This window comes from Amycolatopsis oliviviridis, assembly GCF_014654365.1.
GTDB lineage: Bacteria > Actinomycetota > Actinomycetes > Mycobacteriales > Pseudonocardiaceae > Amycolatopsis > Amycolatopsis oliviviridis.
In genome coordinates this window covers 631,419-650,309 of the sequence record NZ_BNAY01000001.1, presented here as the reverse complement: position 1 = coordinate 650,309, position 18,891 = coordinate 631,419, and the positions used below count along the sequence as shown (strand labels likewise).

The 18,891-nt window shown below is 68.4% G+C and carries 16 protein-coding genes; 11 read left to right on the top strand and 5 right to left on the bottom strand.

What is annotated here, in order from left to right:
- Positions 1–6 precede the first annotated feature (6 nt).
- On the bottom strand, positions 7–1,350 hold the full coding sequence (locus IE302_RS02555) for a lysine N(6)-hydroxylase/L-ornithine N(5)-oxygenase family protein (protein WP_191251333.1): 1,344 nt from the start codon (positions 1,348–1,350) through the stop codon (positions 7–9).
- A 137-nt stretch (positions 1,351–1,487) separates the two neighbouring features.
- On the opposite strand from IE302_RS02555, the gene IE302_RS02550 reads away from it, so the two are divergent.
- The 7 genes from IE302_RS02550 to IE302_RS02520 all read left to right on the top strand — a co-directional run bounded on the left by IE302_RS02550 (position 1,488) and on the right by IE302_RS02520 (position 9,457).
- On the top strand, positions 1,488–2,435 hold the full coding sequence (locus IE302_RS02550) for a methionyl-tRNA formyltransferase (RefSeq protein WP_191251331.1): 948 nt from the start codon (positions 1,488–1,490) through the stop codon (positions 2,433–2,435).
- 100 nt (positions 2,436–2,535) lie between these two features.
- Entirely contained in the window at positions 2,536–3,507 is a 972-nt protein-coding gene (locus IE302_RS02545) for an RNA polymerase subunit sigma-70 (protein ID WP_191251329.1), read from the top strand.
- Between the two features lie 4 nt (positions 3,508–3,511).
- Positions 3,512–3,949, top strand: a complete 438-nt coding sequence (locus IE302_RS02540) for a PPOX class F420-dependent oxidoreductase (RefSeq protein WP_191251327.1) — start codon at positions 3,512–3,514, stop codon at positions 3,947–3,949.
- 261 nt (positions 3,950–4,210) lie between these two features.
- Positions 4,211–6,316, top strand: a complete 2,106-nt coding sequence (locus IE302_RS02535; protein ID WP_191251325.1) for an alpha-galactosidase — start codon at positions 4,211–4,213, stop codon at positions 6,314–6,316.
- 138 nt (positions 6,317–6,454) lie between these two features.
- The gene (locus IE302_RS02530; protein WP_191251323.1) at positions 6,455–7,726 is read left to right on the top strand and encodes an extracellular solute-binding protein; all 1,272 of its coding nucleotides are present in this window, start codon (positions 6,455–6,457) and stop codon (positions 7,724–7,726) included.
- A 7-nt stretch (positions 7,727–7,733) separates the two neighbouring features.
- Positions 7,734–8,621: a carbohydrate ABC transporter permease gene (locus IE302_RS02525; protein ID WP_229907557.1), complete on the top strand. Its 888-nt coding sequence runs from the start codon at positions 7,734–7,736 to the stop codon at positions 8,619–8,621.
- Positions 8,618–9,457 carry a carbohydrate ABC transporter permease gene (locus IE302_RS02520; RefSeq protein WP_191251321.1) on the top strand — a complete coding sequence of 280 codons (840 nt, stop codon included), beginning with the start codon at positions 8,618–8,620 and terminating at the stop codon, positions 9,455–9,457. The genes IE302_RS02525 and IE302_RS02520 overlap by 4 nt, the downstream gene beginning before the upstream one ends.
- A 53-nt stretch (positions 9,458–9,510) precedes the next feature.
- Here IE302_RS02520 and IE302_RS02515 read toward each other — a convergent pair whose 3' ends face one another.
- Positions 9,511–11,148, bottom strand: a complete 1,638-nt coding sequence (locus IE302_RS02515) for an ABC-F family ATP-binding cassette domain-containing protein (protein ID WP_191251319.1) — start codon at positions 11,146–11,148, stop codon at positions 9,511–9,513.
- Between the two features lie 147 nt (positions 11,149–11,295).
- On the opposite strand from IE302_RS02515, the gene IE302_RS02510 reads away from it, so the two are divergent.
- Positions 11,296–12,186, top strand: a complete 891-nt coding sequence (locus tag IE302_RS02510; protein ID WP_191251317.1) for a PaaX family transcriptional regulator — start codon at positions 11,296–11,298, stop codon at positions 12,184–12,186.
- A 36-nt stretch (positions 12,187–12,222) separates the two neighbouring features.
- Positions 12,223–13,002 carry an enoyl-CoA hydratase/isomerase family protein gene (locus IE302_RS02505; protein ID WP_191251315.1) on the top strand — a complete coding sequence of 260 codons (780 nt, stop codon included), beginning with the start codon at positions 12,223–12,225 and terminating at the stop codon, positions 13,000–13,002.
- A gap of 3 nt (positions 13,003–13,005) precedes the next feature.
- On the opposite strand, the gene IE302_RS02500 is transcribed toward IE302_RS02505, so the two are convergent.
- Entirely contained in the window at positions 13,006–13,911 is a 906-nt protein-coding gene (locus IE302_RS02500) for a CU044_5270 family protein (RefSeq protein WP_191251313.1), read from the bottom strand.
- Positions 13,904–14,506 (bottom strand): RNA polymerase sigma factor, encoded by a 603-nt coding sequence (locus IE302_RS02495; RefSeq protein WP_191251311.1) that lies wholly within the window; start codon positions 14,504–14,506, stop codon positions 13,904–13,906. The genes IE302_RS02500 and IE302_RS02495 overlap by 8 nt, the downstream gene beginning before the upstream one ends.
- A gap of 220 nt (positions 14,507–14,726) precedes the next feature.
- On the opposite strand from IE302_RS02495, the gene IE302_RS02490 reads away from it, so the two are divergent.
- Complete coding sequence (locus IE302_RS02490; protein WP_191253043.1) at positions 14,727–16,943, top strand: glycosyl hydrolase family 18 protein; 2,217 nt, start codon at positions 14,727–14,729, stop codon at positions 16,941–16,943.
- Between the two features lie 51 nt (positions 16,944–16,994).
- On the opposite strand, the gene IE302_RS02485 is transcribed toward IE302_RS02490, so the two are convergent.
- Positions 16,995–17,702 carry an SDR family NAD(P)-dependent oxidoreductase gene (locus IE302_RS02485; protein ID WP_191251309.1) on the bottom strand — a complete coding sequence of 236 codons (708 nt, stop codon included), beginning with the start codon at positions 17,700–17,702 and terminating at the stop codon, positions 16,995–16,997.
- Positions 17,703–17,744: 42 nt separating this feature from the next.
- On the opposite strand from IE302_RS02485, the gene IE302_RS02480 reads away from it, so the two are divergent.
- Positions 17,745–18,770: a lactonase family protein gene (locus IE302_RS02480; RefSeq protein WP_191251307.1), complete on the top strand. Its 1,026-nt coding sequence runs from the start codon at positions 17,745–17,747 to the stop codon at positions 18,768–18,770.
- Positions 18,771–18,891: the final 121 nt, after the last annotated feature.

Here is an 18,891-nt window from a genome sequence, read left to right as displayed (position 1 = left end):
TGCGGGTCAGACGGGTCCGGTGCCGCTCACCGCGTATTCGGGCCGGGACGCGCCCGCGGCCCGGCGGTCCACAATGGACTGGAGGATCTCTCCGACCCGGACGGCGGTGTTGGAGAGCAGCGACGACGTGATGCCGTGTGTGTGCTCGGTGCCGCCCTGTAGGTAGATCCCGCCGTCCAGCGGCGGTTCGGTGACGATCCGGTAGTCGCGTTCGACGCGGAGCCTGCCCTCGTCGTCGCGCGCGCAGGCGGAGGCGAGTTCGCCGAGCAGCGGCGTCGGGTCCGCCGGGCTGTACCCGGTGGCGTACACGACGAAATCGGCGTCGAGCCTGGTCCGCTCCCCGGTCTCCAGCGCCTCGATGGTGACCCGGACGTCGGATCCGGTGTCGGTGACCTCGGTGGGACGGGAGACGTTGATCAGCTTCAGCCGCTCGATCCCCTGCACCTTCTCGCGGTAGATACGCCGGTACAGCTCGTCGATCAGGTCGATGTCCACGGCGGAGTAGTTGGTCGCGCCGTGATAGCGCATCAGCCGGTCCTTGACCTCTTCCGGCGCCTCGTAGAACCGCCCGACCGCCTCGGGGTCGAAGATCCGGTTCGCGAACGCGCTGTCGTCGGCCGGGCTGTAGCCGTACCGCGCGAACACCGCGCACACCTCGGCCTTCGGGAAGCGGTCGTGCAGCAGGGCACTGACCTCCGCCGCGCTCTGGCCGGCGCCGACGACCACGAACCGGCGCGGCTCCTCGGCGGTCATGCCCTCCACGCGGTGCAGCAGTTCGCTGTTGTGCCAGATGCGAGTGCCCGGCGTCACACCTTCCGGGAGATTCGGCCGCAGTCCGGTGCCCATCACCAGATTGCGGGCGCGCAGGTTCACCAGTTCGCCGTCGGTGCGGGCGTGGACGTCGAAGAACACGATCTCGTCGCCATCGAACACCGGAGTGACCGAAAGCACTTCGGTGCCATAGGAAACCAGGTCGTCGACCTTCTCCGCCGCCCATTCGAAGTAGTCGTGGAACTCGATCCGCAACGGGAACAGGTTCTTGTGGTTGATGAAGTCGACCAGCCGGTCCTTGCTGTGCAGATACGACAGGAAACTGAAGGAGCTCGTCGGGTTCCGCATCGTCGCCAGGTCCTTGAGGAAGGAGACCTGCATGGTGGCGTTGTCGATCAGCATCCCGCGATGCCAGCCGAACCGGGGCTGGCGCTCGAGGAAGTGAGCGGTGACGGTCTCGGCTCCGGGCGCGGCGTTGTGCTCGGTGACCGCGATGGCGAGCGCCAGGTTCGAGGGCCCGAACCCGACCCCGACCACGTCGTAGACCGGAACCCGTTCACCGACCACTGCTCGTGCCATCTTGAACCCCTTGCGCGGCTCAGCCGCATCTCGGTACTTCGACATAAAGACCAGGGAACCCTAACCTAAGTTAGGTGAGGCTCAACTAGTACTTTCAGTGGTGATGTTCATCCCTCGACCAGGAGGAGGCCGGTCCCATGCGGGTCGCCATGTTCGGATACCAGACCTGGGGACACCGCACCCTGCGGGCGTTGATCGACGCGGGCCACGACGTCGCCCTCGTCGTCACCCACCCGAAGAGTGACCACGCGTACGAGAAGATCTGGTCCGATTCGGTCGCGGATCTCGCCGAGGCCAACGGGATCCGCGCGCTGCTGCGCCAGCGGCCCGACGACGCGGAACTGCTGGCGGAGCTGAAGGAAGCCGATCTCGACCTGATCGTCGCCAACAACTGGCGCACCTGGCTGCCGCCCGAGATCTTCGAGATGCCGCGCCACGGCACGCTGAACGTCCACGACTCGCTGCTGCCCGCCTACGCCGGTTTCTCGCCGCTGATCTGGGCGCTCATCAACGGCGAGAAGGAAGTCGGGCTCACCGCCCACCTGATGGACGCCGACCTCGACGCGGGCGACATCGTGCTGCAGCGTTCGGTCCCGGTCGGCCCGAAGGACACGACCACCGATCTCTTCCACCGGACGGTCGACCTCATCGCGCCGATCACCACCGACGCCATCGAGCTGATCGCGAAGGGGAACTTCACCCCGGTCAAACAGGACAGGTCGAAGGCCAGCTTCTTCCACAAGCGCGCCCTCCAGGACAGCCTCATCGACTGGACCTGGCCCGCCGACGAGATCGAGCGGCTCGTCCGCGCGCAGTCCGACCCGTATCCCAACGCCTTCGCCTACCACCGCGGGAAGCAGCTGCGCGTCGTCCGCTCCTCGGTGTCGACGGGCCTCTACGGCGGCACCCCGGGCCGGATCTTCATCCGGGAGGGTGAGGGCGTCGTGATCGTGGCCGGCCCCGAAGCGCGGCGCGGCCGGTCGCATGGGCTCGTCATCGAGCGGGTCCGGACCGAGGACGGCACCGAACTCGCCGCGACCGAGTACTTCCACACCATGGGCGGCTACCTCACCAACCGCCCCTGACCTGCGGTTTCACGGTCCCGCGAAAAAAGTCATCGCGGGACCGATGAGTTCGGCCGAAGGGCGCCGTTACATCGGGTAAGAACACTCGATGGGAGGCGCCATGACCGACACGGACGAAACAGTCGCCGCGGCGAAGGCGGGGAACGAGACCGCCTTCGCCGCGCTGACCGAACGGCACCGGCGGGAGTTGCACGTCCACTGCTACCGGATGCTGGGCTCGTTCGACGAGGCGGAAGACGTCGTCCAGGAGGCGCTGCTCAACGCGTGGCGCGGGCTGGGCACCTTCGACGGCGGGAACTTCCGCGCGTGGCTGTACCGGATCGCCACCAACGCCTGCCTCGACGCGATCCGCAAGAGCGACCGGCGGGTGCCGTCGCTGCGCTCGTTCGCCGAAGTCCCCTGGATCCAGCCGTATCCGGACCGCCTGCTGGACGAGATCGCGCCGTCCGAAGCCGAACCGCACGCGCTCGCCGTCGCCAGGGAGACCATCGAACTCGCCTTCCTCGCCGTCCTGCAGATGCTGCCTCCGCAGCAGCGCGCGGTGCTGATCCTGCGCGACGTGCTCGGCTGGCAGGCCGCCGAGACCGCCTCCCTGCTCGACCTCTCGGTCCCCGCCGCGAACAGCGCCCTGCAGCGCGGCCGCGCGACGCTGCGTGAACGCCTTCCGCAGCAGCGCGGCGAATGGACGGCGGCGGCACCGTCCGAAGAGGAACGCGCGCTGGTCCGGCGGCTCATCGAGGCCCACGACAACGGTGACTTCAGCACGATGAGCAGCCTGGTCCGCGACGACGTCCGCCACACCATGCCGCCGGAGCCGAACTGCTACATCGGACTCGAGCACCTCGCCAGGCACGGCAGGATCGCCGAGGAGATGGGCGAATGGCGTGCCGTCGAAGTCGACGCCAACCGGATGCCCGCCTTCGCCTCGTACCTGCGCCGTCCCGGCGACACCCTCTTCCGCGCCTTCAAGCTCGACGTCCTCCGTGTCGTCGACGGCAAGGCCGCGGAGTTCACCACTTTCGACAGCCACCTGTTCCCGGCCTTCGGCCTGGACGCCACCCTGGAGGGATGAAGCCATGCCGGAGAAGATGACCGACGACCAGCGCCGCGCCTTTCTCGCCGAAGGCACCCGCACCGCCGTCTTCGCGACGGTCCGCCCGGACGGGAGGCCGCACGCGGTCCCGGTCTGGTTCGCCGTCGACGGGGACGACATCCTGGTCAACCTGGGCGCGGACACCGTCAAAGGCAAGGCGCTCAAGGAGAACCCGCGTGTTTCGGTGGTCGCCGACGATCCGCGTCCGCCGTTCTCGTTCGTGAGTGTCGAGGGGGTGGCGGAGATCGTTTCGGATGCCGATGGGGTGCGCGCGGGTTCGGAGCTGATCGCTCAGCGGTACCTCGGGGAGGCGGGGCCGGAGGCGATCGAGGGCTGGCTGGCGTACGCGACGTCGCCGGGGAAGGTGATCGTGCGGGTGCGGCCGGAGAACATCGTGGCGATCGCGAAGGTCGGCGGCTGACGGAGACCCCGGGACTCCCGTGCTTGAGCCCGGAACTCACGTGTCTGGCCCCGGAACTCGCGTGCTTGAGCCCGGAACTCACGTGTCTGGCGTCAGATCACCCGAGTTCCGCCTCCAAGCACGCGAGTCCCGTGCTCAAGCACCCGAGTTCCGCCTCCAAGCACGCGTGTGCGGCATTGCCGCACCCGAATCGCGACAACCCGTGTACCGCCGAGCGGGAGCCAACTGGCCGCCACCGGGATTCGCCGTCAGGATGGCGGCGTGGCAGAGATCGCTTTCGACGCGGGCACCCGGTCCTGGCTCATCCGCACGGCGGCCACGGGCTACGCGCTCAGACTGACCGAGGACGACGCGCCGTCCCACGTGTACTGGGGTCCGGCGCTCACCCCGGACCAGCTCGCCGATGTCCTCCCCCGGACCAAGGAACGCTGGGACGCCTTCAACGATCCCAACGAGGGCCTGGACGAACTCGCCGCGGACGGCGGCACCCGCTACTGGACCCCCGCCCTCCAGCTCCGGTTCGCCGACGGAACCCGCGCCCTCGAATGGCGCTACCTCGACCACGACATCGACGACGGAATGCTGCGCGTCCGTTTCCGCGATCGCCACTACCCCCTGCGGATCACGCTCGGCTACCGCGTCCCGGCGGGGACCGACGTCATCGAGCGCTGGACCGAGCTCACCCACGACGGCCCGGACGGCCCGATCGAGGTCATCCGCGCCGACTCGGCGACCTGGGTCGTCCCGGTCCGGCCGGACTACCGGATCAGCCACGTCACCGGACGCTGGGCCGCGGAGAGCCAGCTGCTCCGTGAACCGGTCCCCCACGGCGAGACCACGTTCGGCAGCAGGCGCGGCATCACCGGCCATCACGCCAATCCGTGGGTGATGCTCGACGACGGCGAAGCGACCGAGCGGCACGGCGAGGTCTACAGCGCCGCGCTCGCGTGGAGCGGTTCGTGGCGGATCACCACCACCCGCTCGTCCACCGGCCGTCTCACCGTGACCGGCGGCTTCGGCCAGGACGGTGTCGTCCCCCGGCTCAACCCCGGCGACACGCTCACCACACCGGTTTTCGCCGGGCTGTACACCGACGGCGGATTCGGTGCCGCGAGCCGCGCCTGGCACGCGTACGCCCTCCGTCACGTCCTCCCTCATCCCGACGAACTCCGGCCCGTGCTCTACAACTCCTGGGAGGCAACGGGTTTCGACGTCACCGAAGCCGGACAGCGCGAGCTGGCGAAGAAGGCGGCGGCGCTCGGTGTCGAGCTGTTCGTGATGGACGACGGGTGGTTCGGCGCCCGCGACGGCGACCACGCCGGCCTCGGCGACTGGCACGTCAATCGTGACAAGTTCCCCGGCGGCCTCGAACCGCTGGTCGGCGAAGTGCACGGGCTCGGCATGAAGTTCGGGCTCTGGGTCGAACCCGAGATGGTCAACCCGGACAGCGAGCTGTACCGCGCGCATCCGGACTGGGTCCTGCACTATCCACAAAGGACACGGTCGGAGCTGCGGCGGCAACTGGTGCTCAACTTCGCCCGCCCGGACGTCGCCGGGTGGGCGTTCGACAGCCTCGACGCTCTCGTCGGCGAGTACGGGATCGACTTCCTGAAGTGGGACATGAACCGCCCGTTCAGCGAGGCGGGCTGGCCTGACGACGGCGACCAGGACCGGCTCTGGGTGGAGCACACCCGCGCGGTCTACGGGATCATGGACCGCCTACGCGCGGCCCATCCCGGGCTGCGGATCGAGGCGTGCAGCGGCGGTGGCGGCCGGATCGACTTCGGCGTCATGGCCAGGACGGACCAGGTCTGGACGTCCGACAACACCGACTCGCTCGACAGGCTCGTCATCCAGCACGGCTACGGCCAGGTGTACCCGGCGCGCGCGATGTCGGCGTGGGTCACCGACGACCCCAACTTCGTCACCCACCGGTCCACCCCGTTGCGGTTCCGGTTCCACGTCGCGATGGCGGGCGTGCTCGGCATCGGCGGCGACATCGTCGAATGGCCCGAGGAAGACCTCGCCTACGCGCGCGAACAGATCGCGCTGTACAAGGAGATCCGGCCGGTCGTCCAGCACGGCAGGCTCCACCGGCTGCTGCCGCCGGACACCGACGGCGTCTCCGCACTGCAGTACGTGGCGGCCGACGGCGAGCGCGCGGTCGTGTTCGTGTTCCGGCAAGCGGCACATTTCCACACCCACGAACGACCGGTCCGGCTCGACGGTCTCGCCCCCTCCGCCCGGTACCGCGACGACGACACCGGACAGGTGTGGCACGGCGCCGCGCTGCTGGCACACGGCCTGTTCCCGGGCTTGCCGGACGGTGATTTCGCGAGCGTGGTCATCCGGCTGACGAAGCTCTGAGCAACACGATAGATCAGATGTATGTCCCGATTTCGCTCGCAAAGTCCACATCCGGCCGCTTGACATCCCCCTAGACATCCGATCGAATGCCGTCGTATATGAGACGCCGTGCATCGCTGCGAGAAGGGTGACTGGGGCATGAGAAGGTCCTTCGCGTGGGGAGCGGCGCTCCTGTTCGCCGCGAGCCTCACCGGCTGCACGGTCGGTGGCGGCACGGGTGGCTCCGGCAGCGAGATCACCTTCCTGACGTTCGAGACACCGAACCTGCCACCGTCCTATTGGGACTCCGCGATCAAGCGCGTCACGGACCGGAACCCCGGCCTGAACGTCAAGAAGCTGGTCGCCCCGTCGACCGACCGCACCGGCTACGCCAAGCAGCTCCTGCAGTCCGGCCAGTTCCCCGACGTCGCGATCGCCGTCGACTCGGCCGGGTTCGCCGAATCGGGCAACCTCTACGCGTGGGCCCCCGAGGAGCTCAAGGACTTCCAGTTCCCCGGCGCCAACCCGATCAAGGGCGGGCACCACCAGCTGCCCGCCAACACCCAGACCATCCCGCCGATCTACTACAACAAGAAGCTCTTCGCCGACGCCGGGATCGCGTCGGCGCCGAAGACCTGGAGCGAACTCCTCGCCGCGTCAGAGAAATTGAAGGCGAAGGGCATCACGCCGTTCACCATCGGCGGCGGCAAGGAAGGGTTCCCGTCCGCCATGCTGCTGGACGGCCTGGTGAGCGTCGAGGTCTACGGCAAGACCCCGGACTGGCTTTCCCAGCGCCGGGCCGACCAGGTCAAGTTCGCCGATCCGGCCTTCCAGCAGGCGTTCGGCAAGTTCGCCGATCTGGTCGCCAAGGGCTACCTCGACAAGACACAGGTCTCGCGGGACTACTCGGCGACCGAAGCGGCCTTCCTCAACGGCGAAGGCGCGATGTACCCGATGGGCAACTGGTTCGCCGCCAGCGCCGACGCGAAGAAGCCGCCGTTCGAGATCGGCGTCTTCAACTTCCCCTCCGAGGACGGGAAACTCGTCGTCCCCGCCTATACCGGCGGCGGCATCGTCGTCAACGCCAAGTCCTCGAACCTCGACGCGGCCCGGAAGTTCGCGCTCGCGTTCCAGCTCGACAAGGAGCAGATCGACGCCTCGGTCAAGGCCGACGGCCTGTTCCCCGCGATCAAGGGCTACACGCCGCCGTCCGACGTCGGCCCGGTCTTCAGGGCGGGCTACGACCTCTATCAGGAGGCCGTGGCGAAGAACGCCGTCGTGAACGCCTTCAGCTGGGAAACCGCGGACGACGGGCTGCTGCCCGGCATGAAGGACAAGGTCTACCAGGCCGCGCAGGACGTCATCACCGGCCGCAAAACGGTGGCCGACGCGTGCGCGTTCCTGGACGCCGAGTGGACGAAGGCGCGCTGACCCCACGATGGCGAGAAAACCGATCCTGCCACGGGTGTGGCATTTCGCCTCGTTCGGCGCACCCGGCGTCGTCGTCTACCTCTGCTTCGTCATGGCGCCGATTCTCATCAGCTTCGGCTACAGCCTCACGAACCACAACCCGTTCAACCCGCCCTCGGAGTTCGTGGGGCTGGAGAACTACAAGCTGCTCTTCCAGGACGAGCAGTTCCTCACCGCGCTCGGGGTCACCACGCTTCTGACCCTGATCGTGGTGGTCGTGCCGAACGTGCTCGGCCTCGGCGTCGCGCTGCTGCTCGACCGGAAAGGCTTGCTGTACAACGCTTTGCGGAGCGTGTTCTTCACGCCCGTGATCCTCAGTTCGGTCGTGGTCAGCATCATCTGGACGAAACTGCTCGACGACCGGGGCCCGGTCAACGACGTCCTGCGTGCTCTCGGCGTCGAGCATCCGCCGGGCTGGCTTTCGGACCCGGACCTCGCGCTGTACTCCGTCGCGTCGATCGTGTGCTGGCAGATGCTGGGGTTCTGCGTGGTCGTGTACCTGGCGGGGCTGCAGGGCATCCCGGCCGAACTGCTGGAGGCGGCGGAGATCGACGGCGCCGGACCGGTCCGGCGCTTCCGCGCGGTCACCTGGCCGTTGCTCGCGCCATCGCTGACGATCAACACCGTCGTCCTGCTGATCTCCGCGTTCAAGACCTACGACTACGTCAAGGTCGTCACCAACGGTGGGCCGGGTTCGGGGACCACCGCCACCATCGCGTTCAACGTCCTCGCCACCGGCCTCGACGCGAACCACGTCGGCTACGCGTCCGCGATGGCCGTCGTGATGCTGGTGATCGTGGCGACGCTGACCACGATCGTGCTGCGGTTCCTGCGGCGGCGGGAGGTCGACCTGTGACCACAAAGGACGGTGCCCGGCGTTCGTGGCTTCGCCCGACCGTGGCGATCCTGGTGAGCGCGATCTTCTTCGTGCCGCTGTACTACGTGCTCGTCAACGTCTTCAAGCCCGGCGACCTGATCGCCCAGGAGCCGGCGTCGGTCCCGCTGCCACCGACGCTGACCAACCTCCACGCCGTGCTCACCCGGCCCGACGGCCTGTTCTGGGTGAGCCTGGCGAACAGCATGCTCGTCACCCTGCTGTCGATCATCGTGCTGACCGTGCTCTCGGCCATGCTCGGCCACTACCTGGCGCGCTCGGACCGGCGCTGGACCAAGGTGCTCGCGCTGATCCTGTTGGCGGGCTTGATGATCCCGCCGCAGGTGATCCTGATCCCGGTCACCGAGGTGCTGCGCCTGACCGGGATGATGGCGACCCTGCAGGGCCTGGTGCTGTTCAACGTCGGGTACTACGTGCCGTTCGGCGTCTTCGTGTTTACCGGGTTCATCCGCGGGGTGCCGGTGGAACTCGAGGAGGCCGCCCTGCTCGACGGCGCGACCCGGACGCAGGTGTTCTGGCGGATCGTGTTCCCGCTGCTGCGCCCGGCCACGGCGAGTGTGCTGATCTTCCTCGGGGTGTGGATCTGGAACGACTTCATCGACCCGCTGATCATCCTCGGACCGAGTCAGGGAACCACGGTCACCACCGGGATCTATCGCTCGATCGGCCAGTACCAGGCGGATCTCGGGAGCGTGTTCGCGCTGATGTTCCTGGCGACGCTGCCGGTGCTGATCTTCTACCTGGCTCTGCAGAAGCAGTTCGTGAAGGGCCTGACGGGCGGTGTCACCAAGGGTTGACCCCTGGCGCATTTCGTCCTCTGAATGCGCGACGCATTCAGAGGACGAAATGCTCAGAGCTCGGTGACCTTGCCCTCCGAGACCTCCAGCCGTCGCGTCGTCGCCACCGCGTCCAGCATCCGCCGGTCGTGTGTCACCAGCAGCAGCGTCCCCGGATAGTCCGACAGCGCCGACTCCAGCTGCTCGATCGCGGGCAGGTCGAGGTGGTTCGTCGGTTCGTCGAGCACGAGCAGGTTCACCCCGCGCGCCTGCAGCAGCGCCAGCGCCGACCGCGTCCGCTCCCCCGGCGACAGCGTGGCCGCCGAGCGCAGGACGTGCGCGGCCTTCAGCCCGTACTTCGCCAGCAGAGTCCGCACGTCGGCGTCGGCGAGTTCCGGGACCTCGCGGGCGAAAGCCTCGGCGAGCGGAAGGTCGCCGAGGAACAGCTTCCGCGCCTGGTCGACCTCGCCGACCACGACACCGGAGCCAAGGGACGCGGCGCCCTCGTCGACCTGGACCCGGCCGAGCAGGGCGGCGAGCAGGGTCGATTTCCCGGCGCCGTTGGCCCCGGTGATGGCGACCTTGTCCGCCCAGTCGATCTGCAGGTCCACCGGACCGAGGGTGAACCCGCCCCGCCGCACCACCGCGCCGCGCAGCGTCGCCACGACCGCGCCCGCCCGGGGCGCGGCGGCGATCTCCATCCGCAGTTCCCATTCCTTGCGCGGTTCTTCGACGACGTCGAGCCGTTCGATCATGCGGTCGGTCTGGCGGGCCTTCGACGCCTGCTTCTCCGTCGCCTCGCTCCGGAACTTGCGGCCCACCTTGTCGTTGTCGGTGGCCTTGCGCCGCGCGTTCTTGACCCCCTTCTCCATCCACGAACGCTGCATCGCGCCGCGGGCTTCGAGGGAGGCCTTGGTGTTCGCGTACTCCTCGTACTCCTCGCGGGCGTGCCGCCGCGCGACGGCGCGCTCCTCCAGATACGACTCGTAGCCACCGCCGTAGGTCCGCACCTGCTGCTGGGCGTAGTCGAGTTCGACGACGCGGTCCACGGTGCGGGCGAGGAACTCCCGGTCGTGGCTGACCAGCACGGTCCCGGCGCGCAACCCGGTCACGAACCGTTCGAGCCGTTCCAGGCCGTCGAGGTCGAGGTCGTTGGTCGGCTCGTCGAGCAGGAAGATGTCGTACCGGCTCAGCAGCAGTGAGGCCATCCCCGCCCGGGCCGCCTGCCCGCCGGAGAGCGACAGCATCGGCTGGTCGAGATTGACCGTCAGCCCGAGATCCGCGACGACCTCGCCCGCCCGGTCGTCCAGATCCGCTCCGCCGAGCGCGAGCCAGCGGTCGAGCGCCACGCCGTAGGAGTCGTCCGCGCCGGGTTCACCCGCGGTGAGCGCCTCCGTGGCGGCGTCGAGCGCGGCCTGCGCGGCGGTGACACCGGTGCGGCGCGACAGGAACGCCCGGACGGACTCACCCTCGCGGCGTTCCGGTTCCTGCGGGAGGTGACCGACGGTGGCCGTCGGCGGGTTCAGCCGGACACTGCCCTCTTCCGGCGGTACGAGCCCGCCGAGGGTCTTCAGCAGGGTCGACTTGCCCGCGCCGTTGACTCCGACGAGACCGATCACTTCGCCCGGGGCGACGACCAGGTCGAGACCGGAGAACAGAACACGGTCGCCGTGGCCGGCGGCGAGATCCTTGGCAACGAGTGTGGCGCTCATGAGATCGGTAAGTCTACGGGGACCGATTGAACAGCTCGTGGTCCCTCGGAAGAGTGGCAAGTATCCAAGCGATCACGGAACGTGGGTAGCCTGGATGTTCTTCTGGACCCGAACGAATCCCCCGAGCATTGAGGTCGGTGACAGCAAATGGCGGACTCCGCCACCCCGGTCCCCGTCGTCCACCAGCAGAAAGGCGGTACCCGTAGGCCGACGTTGAGCAGGCGGCGCGAAGTCAGTCATGCCAGTGCACGATCACTGCTGATGACGATCCTCGGCGAGTACGTCCTGCCCCGTGACCAGTCGATCTGGACGTCGACACTGGTCGAAGCGCTGAGCGTGCTGGACATCGAGGAGAAGTCCGCACGGCAGGCGCTGGCCCGGTCCTCCGCCGAGGGCTGGGTCGTCTCCGAACGCGTCGGACGAAGAGTCCGCTGGTCACTCACGCCACCCGGCAGACGGCTTCTCACCGAAGGCGCTGAACGGATCTACGCCTTCGGTAACGAGGAAAAGGCCTGGGACGACCGCTGGCTGATGCTGATCGTGTCGGTCCCCGAAGCCAAACGGGATCTCCGGCACCGGCTGCGCACGCGCCTGACCTGGGCCGGATTCGGTTCGCCGGTCGCGGGCGTCTGGGTCAGCCCGGATCTCAGCCGCCAGCGCGAAGCCCAGCAGATAGTGCAGGAACTCGGCCTCGACGCGCAGGCGATGTCGTTCACCGCCGCGTACGGCGAGGTCGGCGATCAGGAGACGATGGTCAGCCGGTCCTGGGATCTCAGCGATCTCAAGGACCGCTACGAGGATTTCATCGACCGCTTCACCGGAACCCATCCCTCCGGCGAACACGGTGTCCTGCGCGCGCAGACCGAACTCGTCCACGAATGGCGCAGCTTCCCGTTCCTCGATCCCCGTCTTCCGCTAAAACTTCTCCCGGACGGTTGGAGTGGCGTGCGCGCGGCGGACCTCTTCCACCGCAAGCACGTCGAATGGCGACCAGAAGCACAGGCGCAATGGGACGAACTCGCGGCGACCTCCGGCTAGGGTCACGGGAAACGACCTACCGGGAGGTAACCCGCCTTGGCCACCTCGATCCGCCTCGACCGTGAAGACGGCCTCGCCGTCCTGACCATCGCTTCGCCGCCGCTGAACCTCTACACGGCGGACCTCCAGGACGAACTGGGCGAGGCGATCGGTGAGCTGGAGACCACGCCGCCGCGCGCGGCCCTGATCCGCGCCGAGGGGAAGATCGTCAGCGGCGGCGTCGACGTCTCCCTGTTCGACGCCCAGGCGAGCGCCGCCGAGGCGAAGGTGCTCTTCGACGAGATGCTGGCGATCCCGGACCGGATCGCCGCACTCCCGTTCCCCACCGTGTTCGCCGCCCACGGCCTGTGCCTGACCTGGGCCTTCGAGGTCGCGGTCGCCTGCGACATCATCCTCGCGAGCGAGAAGGCCAAGTTCGGCCTCGTCGAACGTGTCGTCGGCCTGACCCCCACCATGGGCGGCACACAGCGGCTCGCCGCCCGGGCGGGCGTGGGCCGCGCCAAGGAGTTCGTCATGACCGGCGCGACCTACGACGCCGCGACCCTCGAACGCTGGAACGTGGTGAACCGGGTGCTCCCGGTGGACGGCTTCGACGAGGCCGCGCGCGCCTTCACCACCGACCTCGCGCAGGGGCCGACGCGGGCGCACGCGGCCACCAAGAAGGTGCTCGAGCACTACGAGCACGGCGGCGTCGCCGAGGCGAACGAGCACATCACGACGATCGCCGCCGGGCTCTTCGACACCGAGGACCTTCGCGGCGCGGTGAAGTCGTTCCTCGCCGACGGTCCCGGCAAGGCGACCTTCACCGGCCGCTGATCGTCAGGGCCGCTGATCGACCTTGTCGACCACCGCGGTCGCCGTGACCGCGGTGGATTCGGTGCCCATGAAGAGGAAGGTGTCCGCGGCGAACACGATCGTCAGCGGCTTCGCGTCCGGACCGTCGCCCGGCTTCAGCGGCCAAGTGATTCCGACGCCGGGCCTCCCGGCCGCGTCACGGGCATTTTCCAGGGCTCGCAGCCGGGGGATTCTCGCCGCGGCCTCGTACAGGGCCGCGCGGGTGGCGGGCGAGAGGTGGTATCCACTCGCCAGTTCGCCGATGTCCTTGCCCATCGCGTTGTAGTCGCCTTCCTCACCGCTGTGGTGGGCGTTGAGGTAGGCGAACATCCCGTCGGCGTCCGTGGGCAGGTCACGGCGATCGCGGACCTCCGGCACGCACGGCTCCATGAGACCCGCGACCGGCTTGTCACCGCGATAGACCTGCGCTTTCCCGTCGCGGCACCCGGGCAGTGGCCAGACGCTGCCATCCGGCATCCGGATCAGGCCGTCGCGCGTGCCATCGACCGAGTACCAGGCCTCGGTCACACCTCCGGCCTCTTGCACCTTCCGGTAGAGGAACTGGTCGGGCCTCGGGGACTGGTCCGGCGCTCCGAGCGCGGCCGCGGCGGCGGTGCGGAGCACGACGACGGGATCCGCGACGGCTGTGGGCGGCTCCAGGCCGACCTTCTCGACCGGCGCCAGCGCGACGACGGCGGTGATCGCGGCGGCGAGTCCGGCCGCGCCGGCGCCGATCCAGCCCCAGTGCCGCCTTTTCCGCAGCGGCACCACGTTTTCCGTTTCGGCGGCGGCGATCTCGGTCATCAATCGTGCACGGGCCGCGCCGAGGGCGGCGGATTCCGCGAGGGGCACCGATCCGGTCCGCTCGGCGATCAGCTGCAGCTCATCCATGGGTGGGAATCTCCTTCGTGATCATGGCGTCCGGGCGCTCGAGCGCCTCGCGGACCTTGCGGCGGGCACGGTTGAGCCGCGAGCGGACCGTGCCGAGTGGGATGCCCAGCGCGGCGGCGATCTCCTCGTAGCTCAGGCCTTCCCCGGCGAACAACGTGAGCGTGTCGCGGTCGCCGTCGGCCAGCTCCGCCAGTGCGGAGTCCAGCAGCTTTCCCATCGCCGCGGCGGTCACCTGATCGGCGACGCGTTCGGCATGCCCTTCTTCGTCGGGCGGCGGACCGAGGGCTTCGCGCAGTTTCAGCTCCCGGACCTCATCACGGCGCCGTTGCGCGACCAGGTTGGTCGCGATGCCGTAGAGCCACGGCCGCGCGTCGCGGCGCTCGGTGTCGTATCCCTCGCGTTTGCGGAACGCGATCAGGAACGTCTCCCCCAGCGCGTCCTCCGCGGCCGCCGGTCCGATGCGTCTGACCAGGTAACGGTGGATGTGCGCGGCATGCCGGTCGAAGATGGCGGAGAACCGGTCCGGGCTGGTCACCGACCTCGCGATCACTTCCGCGTCCTCCGGATCGCCCGAATCCGCCCCAGATGAACTCATGAACCACCCTTCGCCGTTCGTCAGTGTCACTTGTTGTCCGCATCCGGCGCCGAAAGGGTTCACGACCGACGAATCGGTCTAGACCTTTTATGCGTGCCGCGCTACATTCATCTGTGGTCTAGACCACACGCGCCATTTTCCGAGCAGGTCAGTCTCGCCGCCTCTTTTGGAGAGAACCGCCATGAGACGCACCAGAAAACGACTACTCAGCGCACTCACCGTGACACTCCTCGCTGCCGGGCTCCTCGTAGCCGCAGGTACTCCGGCGCTGGCGGCGGGCCGCCTCCGCGCCGCCTTCACCCTGGCCGGGACCACCGGCGAGTACACCGTCACGAACCCCAGCAGCGAAACCGTCGCCGACTGGTCCATCACCTTCACCGTCCCCGCCGGCGTGACCGCCACGAACGGCGCCAACGCCACGGTTTCCCAATCGGGCAACCAGGTCACCCTCACCCCGGCGTTCTACATCAAGTCGCTCGGGCCGGGCCGTTCGACCTATCCGTACAGCCCGACGTTCCGGCTCAGTTCCGGCGTCACCCCGACCACGTGCCGGATCGACGACGGCAACTGTGACGGTTCGGGCGACGCTCCGCCGTCCACCCCGGCCAACCTGCGCCTCGTGGCGAAGACGACCACGACCGCCGCGCTGGCCTGGAACGCCTCGGCGCCGGGTTCCCTGCCCGTCACCGGCTACGACGTCTACCAGGGCACGACCCTGGCGACCTCCGTCACCGGCACCGAAGCGAGGATCACCGGGCTGACGCCGAACACGGCCTACAGCTTCACGGTCGTCGCCAAGGACCGGAAGGACGCCAAATCCCCGCCCACCCCGGCGCTGGCGGTGACCACCAACAACCCGAGCGACGACACCCAGGCGCCGACAGCGCCGTCGAACCTCCGCTCGACCGCGGTCACGTCGAGTTCCGTCGCCCTGGCGTGGAACGCGTCGACCGACAACACCGGCGTCGTCTCCTACGACGTCTACAACGGCTCCAACCTCGCCACCACGGTGACCGGGACGACCGCGACGGTCAACGGGCTCTCACCGTCCACTTCGTACTCTTTCACGGTCAAAGCCCGTGACGGGTACGACAACGTCTCCGCGGCGAGCGCCGCCGTCAGCGCTCGCACCGGCGACATCGTGAACGGGTACGCCCGGGTCGGCTATTTCGTCCAGTGGGGTATCTACGGCCGCCAGTTCTTCGTCAAGAACCTGGTGTCCAACGGATCGGCCGCCAAGCTGACGCATCTGCTGTACGCCTTCGGGAACATCGACCCGGTCAACCACACCTGCCTTTCGGGTGTCACCAAGGGGACGACGTCGAATCCCCAGGACCCGAACCAGGGTGACGGCGCGGGCGACGCGGAAGCCGACTACTCGCGGCCGATGTCCGCGTCCCAGTCGGTCGACGGTGTCGGCGACACCGGCTGGGAGACGTTGCGCGGCAACTTCAACCAGCTGAAGAAGCTCAAGGCCAAGTACCCGAACCTGAAGATCCTCATCTCCTTGGGCGGCTGGACCTACTCGAAGTACTTCTCCGATGTCGCGGCCACGGCCGCGTCGCGGCAGAAGTTCGTCGCGTCGTGCATCGACACGTACCTGAAGGGGAACGTCAAGGCGTACGGCGGTGCCGGCGGGCCGGGTACGGCCGCGGGCATCTTCGACGGCATCGACATCGACTGGGAGTGGCCGGGCAGCCCCGACGGGCACCCCGGGAACCACTGGAGCGCCAACGACAAGACGAACCTGACCGCGCTGCTGGCCGAGTTCCGCACGCAGATGGACGCCTACGGCGCGACCACCGGCAAGCGGTACGAGCTCCAGGCGTTCACCCCCGCCGACCCGGCGAAGGTGAGCGGTGGCTGGGAGATCCCGAAGATCTTCGACTACCTCGACGTCGCCAACGTGCAGGGCTACGACTTCCACGGCTCGGGCAGCGACAACTCGTGGGAGCCGAACATGACCGGCCACCAAGGGAACCTCTACCCCGACGCGGACGACCCGTACAAGTTCAAGTTCAGTGTGGAGTCGGCCATCAACGCCTACACCAGTGCCGGGGCGAATCCACGGAAACTGACCCTCGGGCTCGCCTTCTACGGAAGAGGCTGGCAAGGGGTCGCGGACGGCGGGAAGAAGGGTGAATGGCAAAGCGCGACAGGCGCCGCGCCAGGCCAGTTCGCCGAGGAAGCAGGTACTCGTGGCTACGCGAATCTCTTGGCCAGTGTCCCGAACTGCACCGTCCAGCACGACACCGCGGCTGTGGCCACGGCGTGTTACACGGGCAACGGCGGACAATGGTGGACCTTCGACGACGCCTGGTCCATCCAGCAGAAGGTCGCCTGGCTCAAGTCCAAGGGGCTGCTCGGGGTCATGGCCTGGGAGATGTCGGGTGACACCGGCGCCTTGATGACCACAGTGGACAACTCGCTGAAGTAGTGACGGCTAGTGAGTGGTAAGGACGGTGAGAACCGTCCTTACCACTCGCGACTAGACGGAGTCCTTGGTCGCGGTCCAGCCGCCGTCCACCACCAGCTGCGTGCCGGTGACGTACGAGGCCGCGGGCGAGGCGAGGAACGCGATCACTTCGGCGACCTCCGCGGGATCCCCGAGCCGTCCCGCCGGGGTGGCCCGGACGGCGCGGGCGTGGTCGGCCTCGGACACGCGATCCCAGACCGGGGTCCGGATCGGACCGGGCAGCACCGAGTTCACCCGGACGTCGGGCGCGTACTCGACGGCCAGCTGGCGGCCGAGCGCGACCAAAGCTCCCTTGCTCGCCGCGTAGGCAGGCCTCCCGGGGAGTCCGACCAGGGCGTGCACCGAGGAGACGAGCACGATCGATCCCCGCCGTTCCCGCAACGACGGCAGGCAGGCCTTGGCGCCGAGGTACGCGCCCGCGAGGTTGACGTCCAGCTGCCGGTCCCAGTCCGCCCTTGCGAGCTCGTGCAGCGGCGCCACCACGGCGGTGAACGCGTTGCTGACCAGGACGTCGACCCCGCCGCAGACCTGTTCGGCGAGCTCGACGGCGCGCCGCCAGGTGTCTTCGTCGGACACGTCGCCGACGACGCTGTGCTCAAGCCCGGGTCGCTCGGTGATGTCCACGCCGACGACGGTGTGCCCGGCCGCGGCCAGGCGGGTGACGGTCGCCGCGCCGATACCGGACGCCGCTCCCGAAACGATCGCGCAGGATGTGGTCAAAAGGGATTCTCCTCCACCTCGGGTTGCTGCACAGTGTGCCTCGTGACTTCTGCGAACGACGACCGGACTCTGCTCATCGTCGGCTCCTACACCGCCGCGAGCGGCGGCAACGGCGAAGGCATCGGCACCTTCTGGCGCGATAGGCGGTCCGGGGAGCTGACCCCGGCCGGCTCGCTCGAACTGGACTCTCCGAGCTGGCTGACCCCGCATCCCACGCTGCCGGTGCTCTACGCCGCGAACGAGACGGCCGAGGGGACGATCACCGCTGTCGTGGTCGGCGAGGACGGCACCTTGGAGGTCCTGAACTCGCTCCCGACCGGTGGCGCGGATCCGTGCCATCTGGAGATCACTCCCGACGGCCGGTTCCTGTTGTGCGCCAACTACAGCGGCGGCAGCCTGGCCGCGTTCGCACTGGGCGCGGACGGGGTGCCCACCGTGCGTACGGCACTCGTCCGGCACGAAGGGACCGGCCCCGTCTCCGACCGGCAGGAAGCGGCGCACGTCCACATGGCCGTGGTCGACGACACCGGCACGCTGGTCAGCGCGGTCGACCTCGGCACCGACGAGATCCGCAGCTACCGCCTCGGCGAGGAAGGCGAGCTGATCCCGTTGTCGGTGTCGACACTGCCCGCCGGGACCGGCCCTCGCCAGCTGGTCCGGCGTCCGGGCACGAACCACGCGTACGTCGTCGGCGAGCTGGCCGCCTCGCTGGTGACGGTGCGCGAAGACCCGCCGGGCACGTTCGCCGTCGAGAACTCCGTTCCCGCGACGCTCGCTCCCGGTGGGGAGAACCTTCCCGGCCAGCTCGCGCTGCACGGAGACCGGCTGTTCCTGTCGAACCGGGGCCCCGAGAAGATCACGGAGTTCGCTTTCGACGGCGTTCTCCCGAAGGCCGTCGCCGATCACGGGACCGGCGAATGGCCGCGGCATTTCTCCGTCGTCGGCGATCATTGTTATGTCGCGGCGCAGAGCGTCGACGCGATCCAAGCCTACGAACTCGCGACCTGGCGGCTGATCGGCAGTTATCCGGTCGGAAGTCCGGCTTTCGTCGGCCCTTGGCGACCTTGATTCGTTCAGCGGGCTGAACGCTTTGTTCAGCCCGCTGAACAACGACGAATTTCTTTCTTTTCGAGGCGAATTAAGGTCTTGACGCAACTGGTTCAGACCATGACACTGAACCGCACGCCGC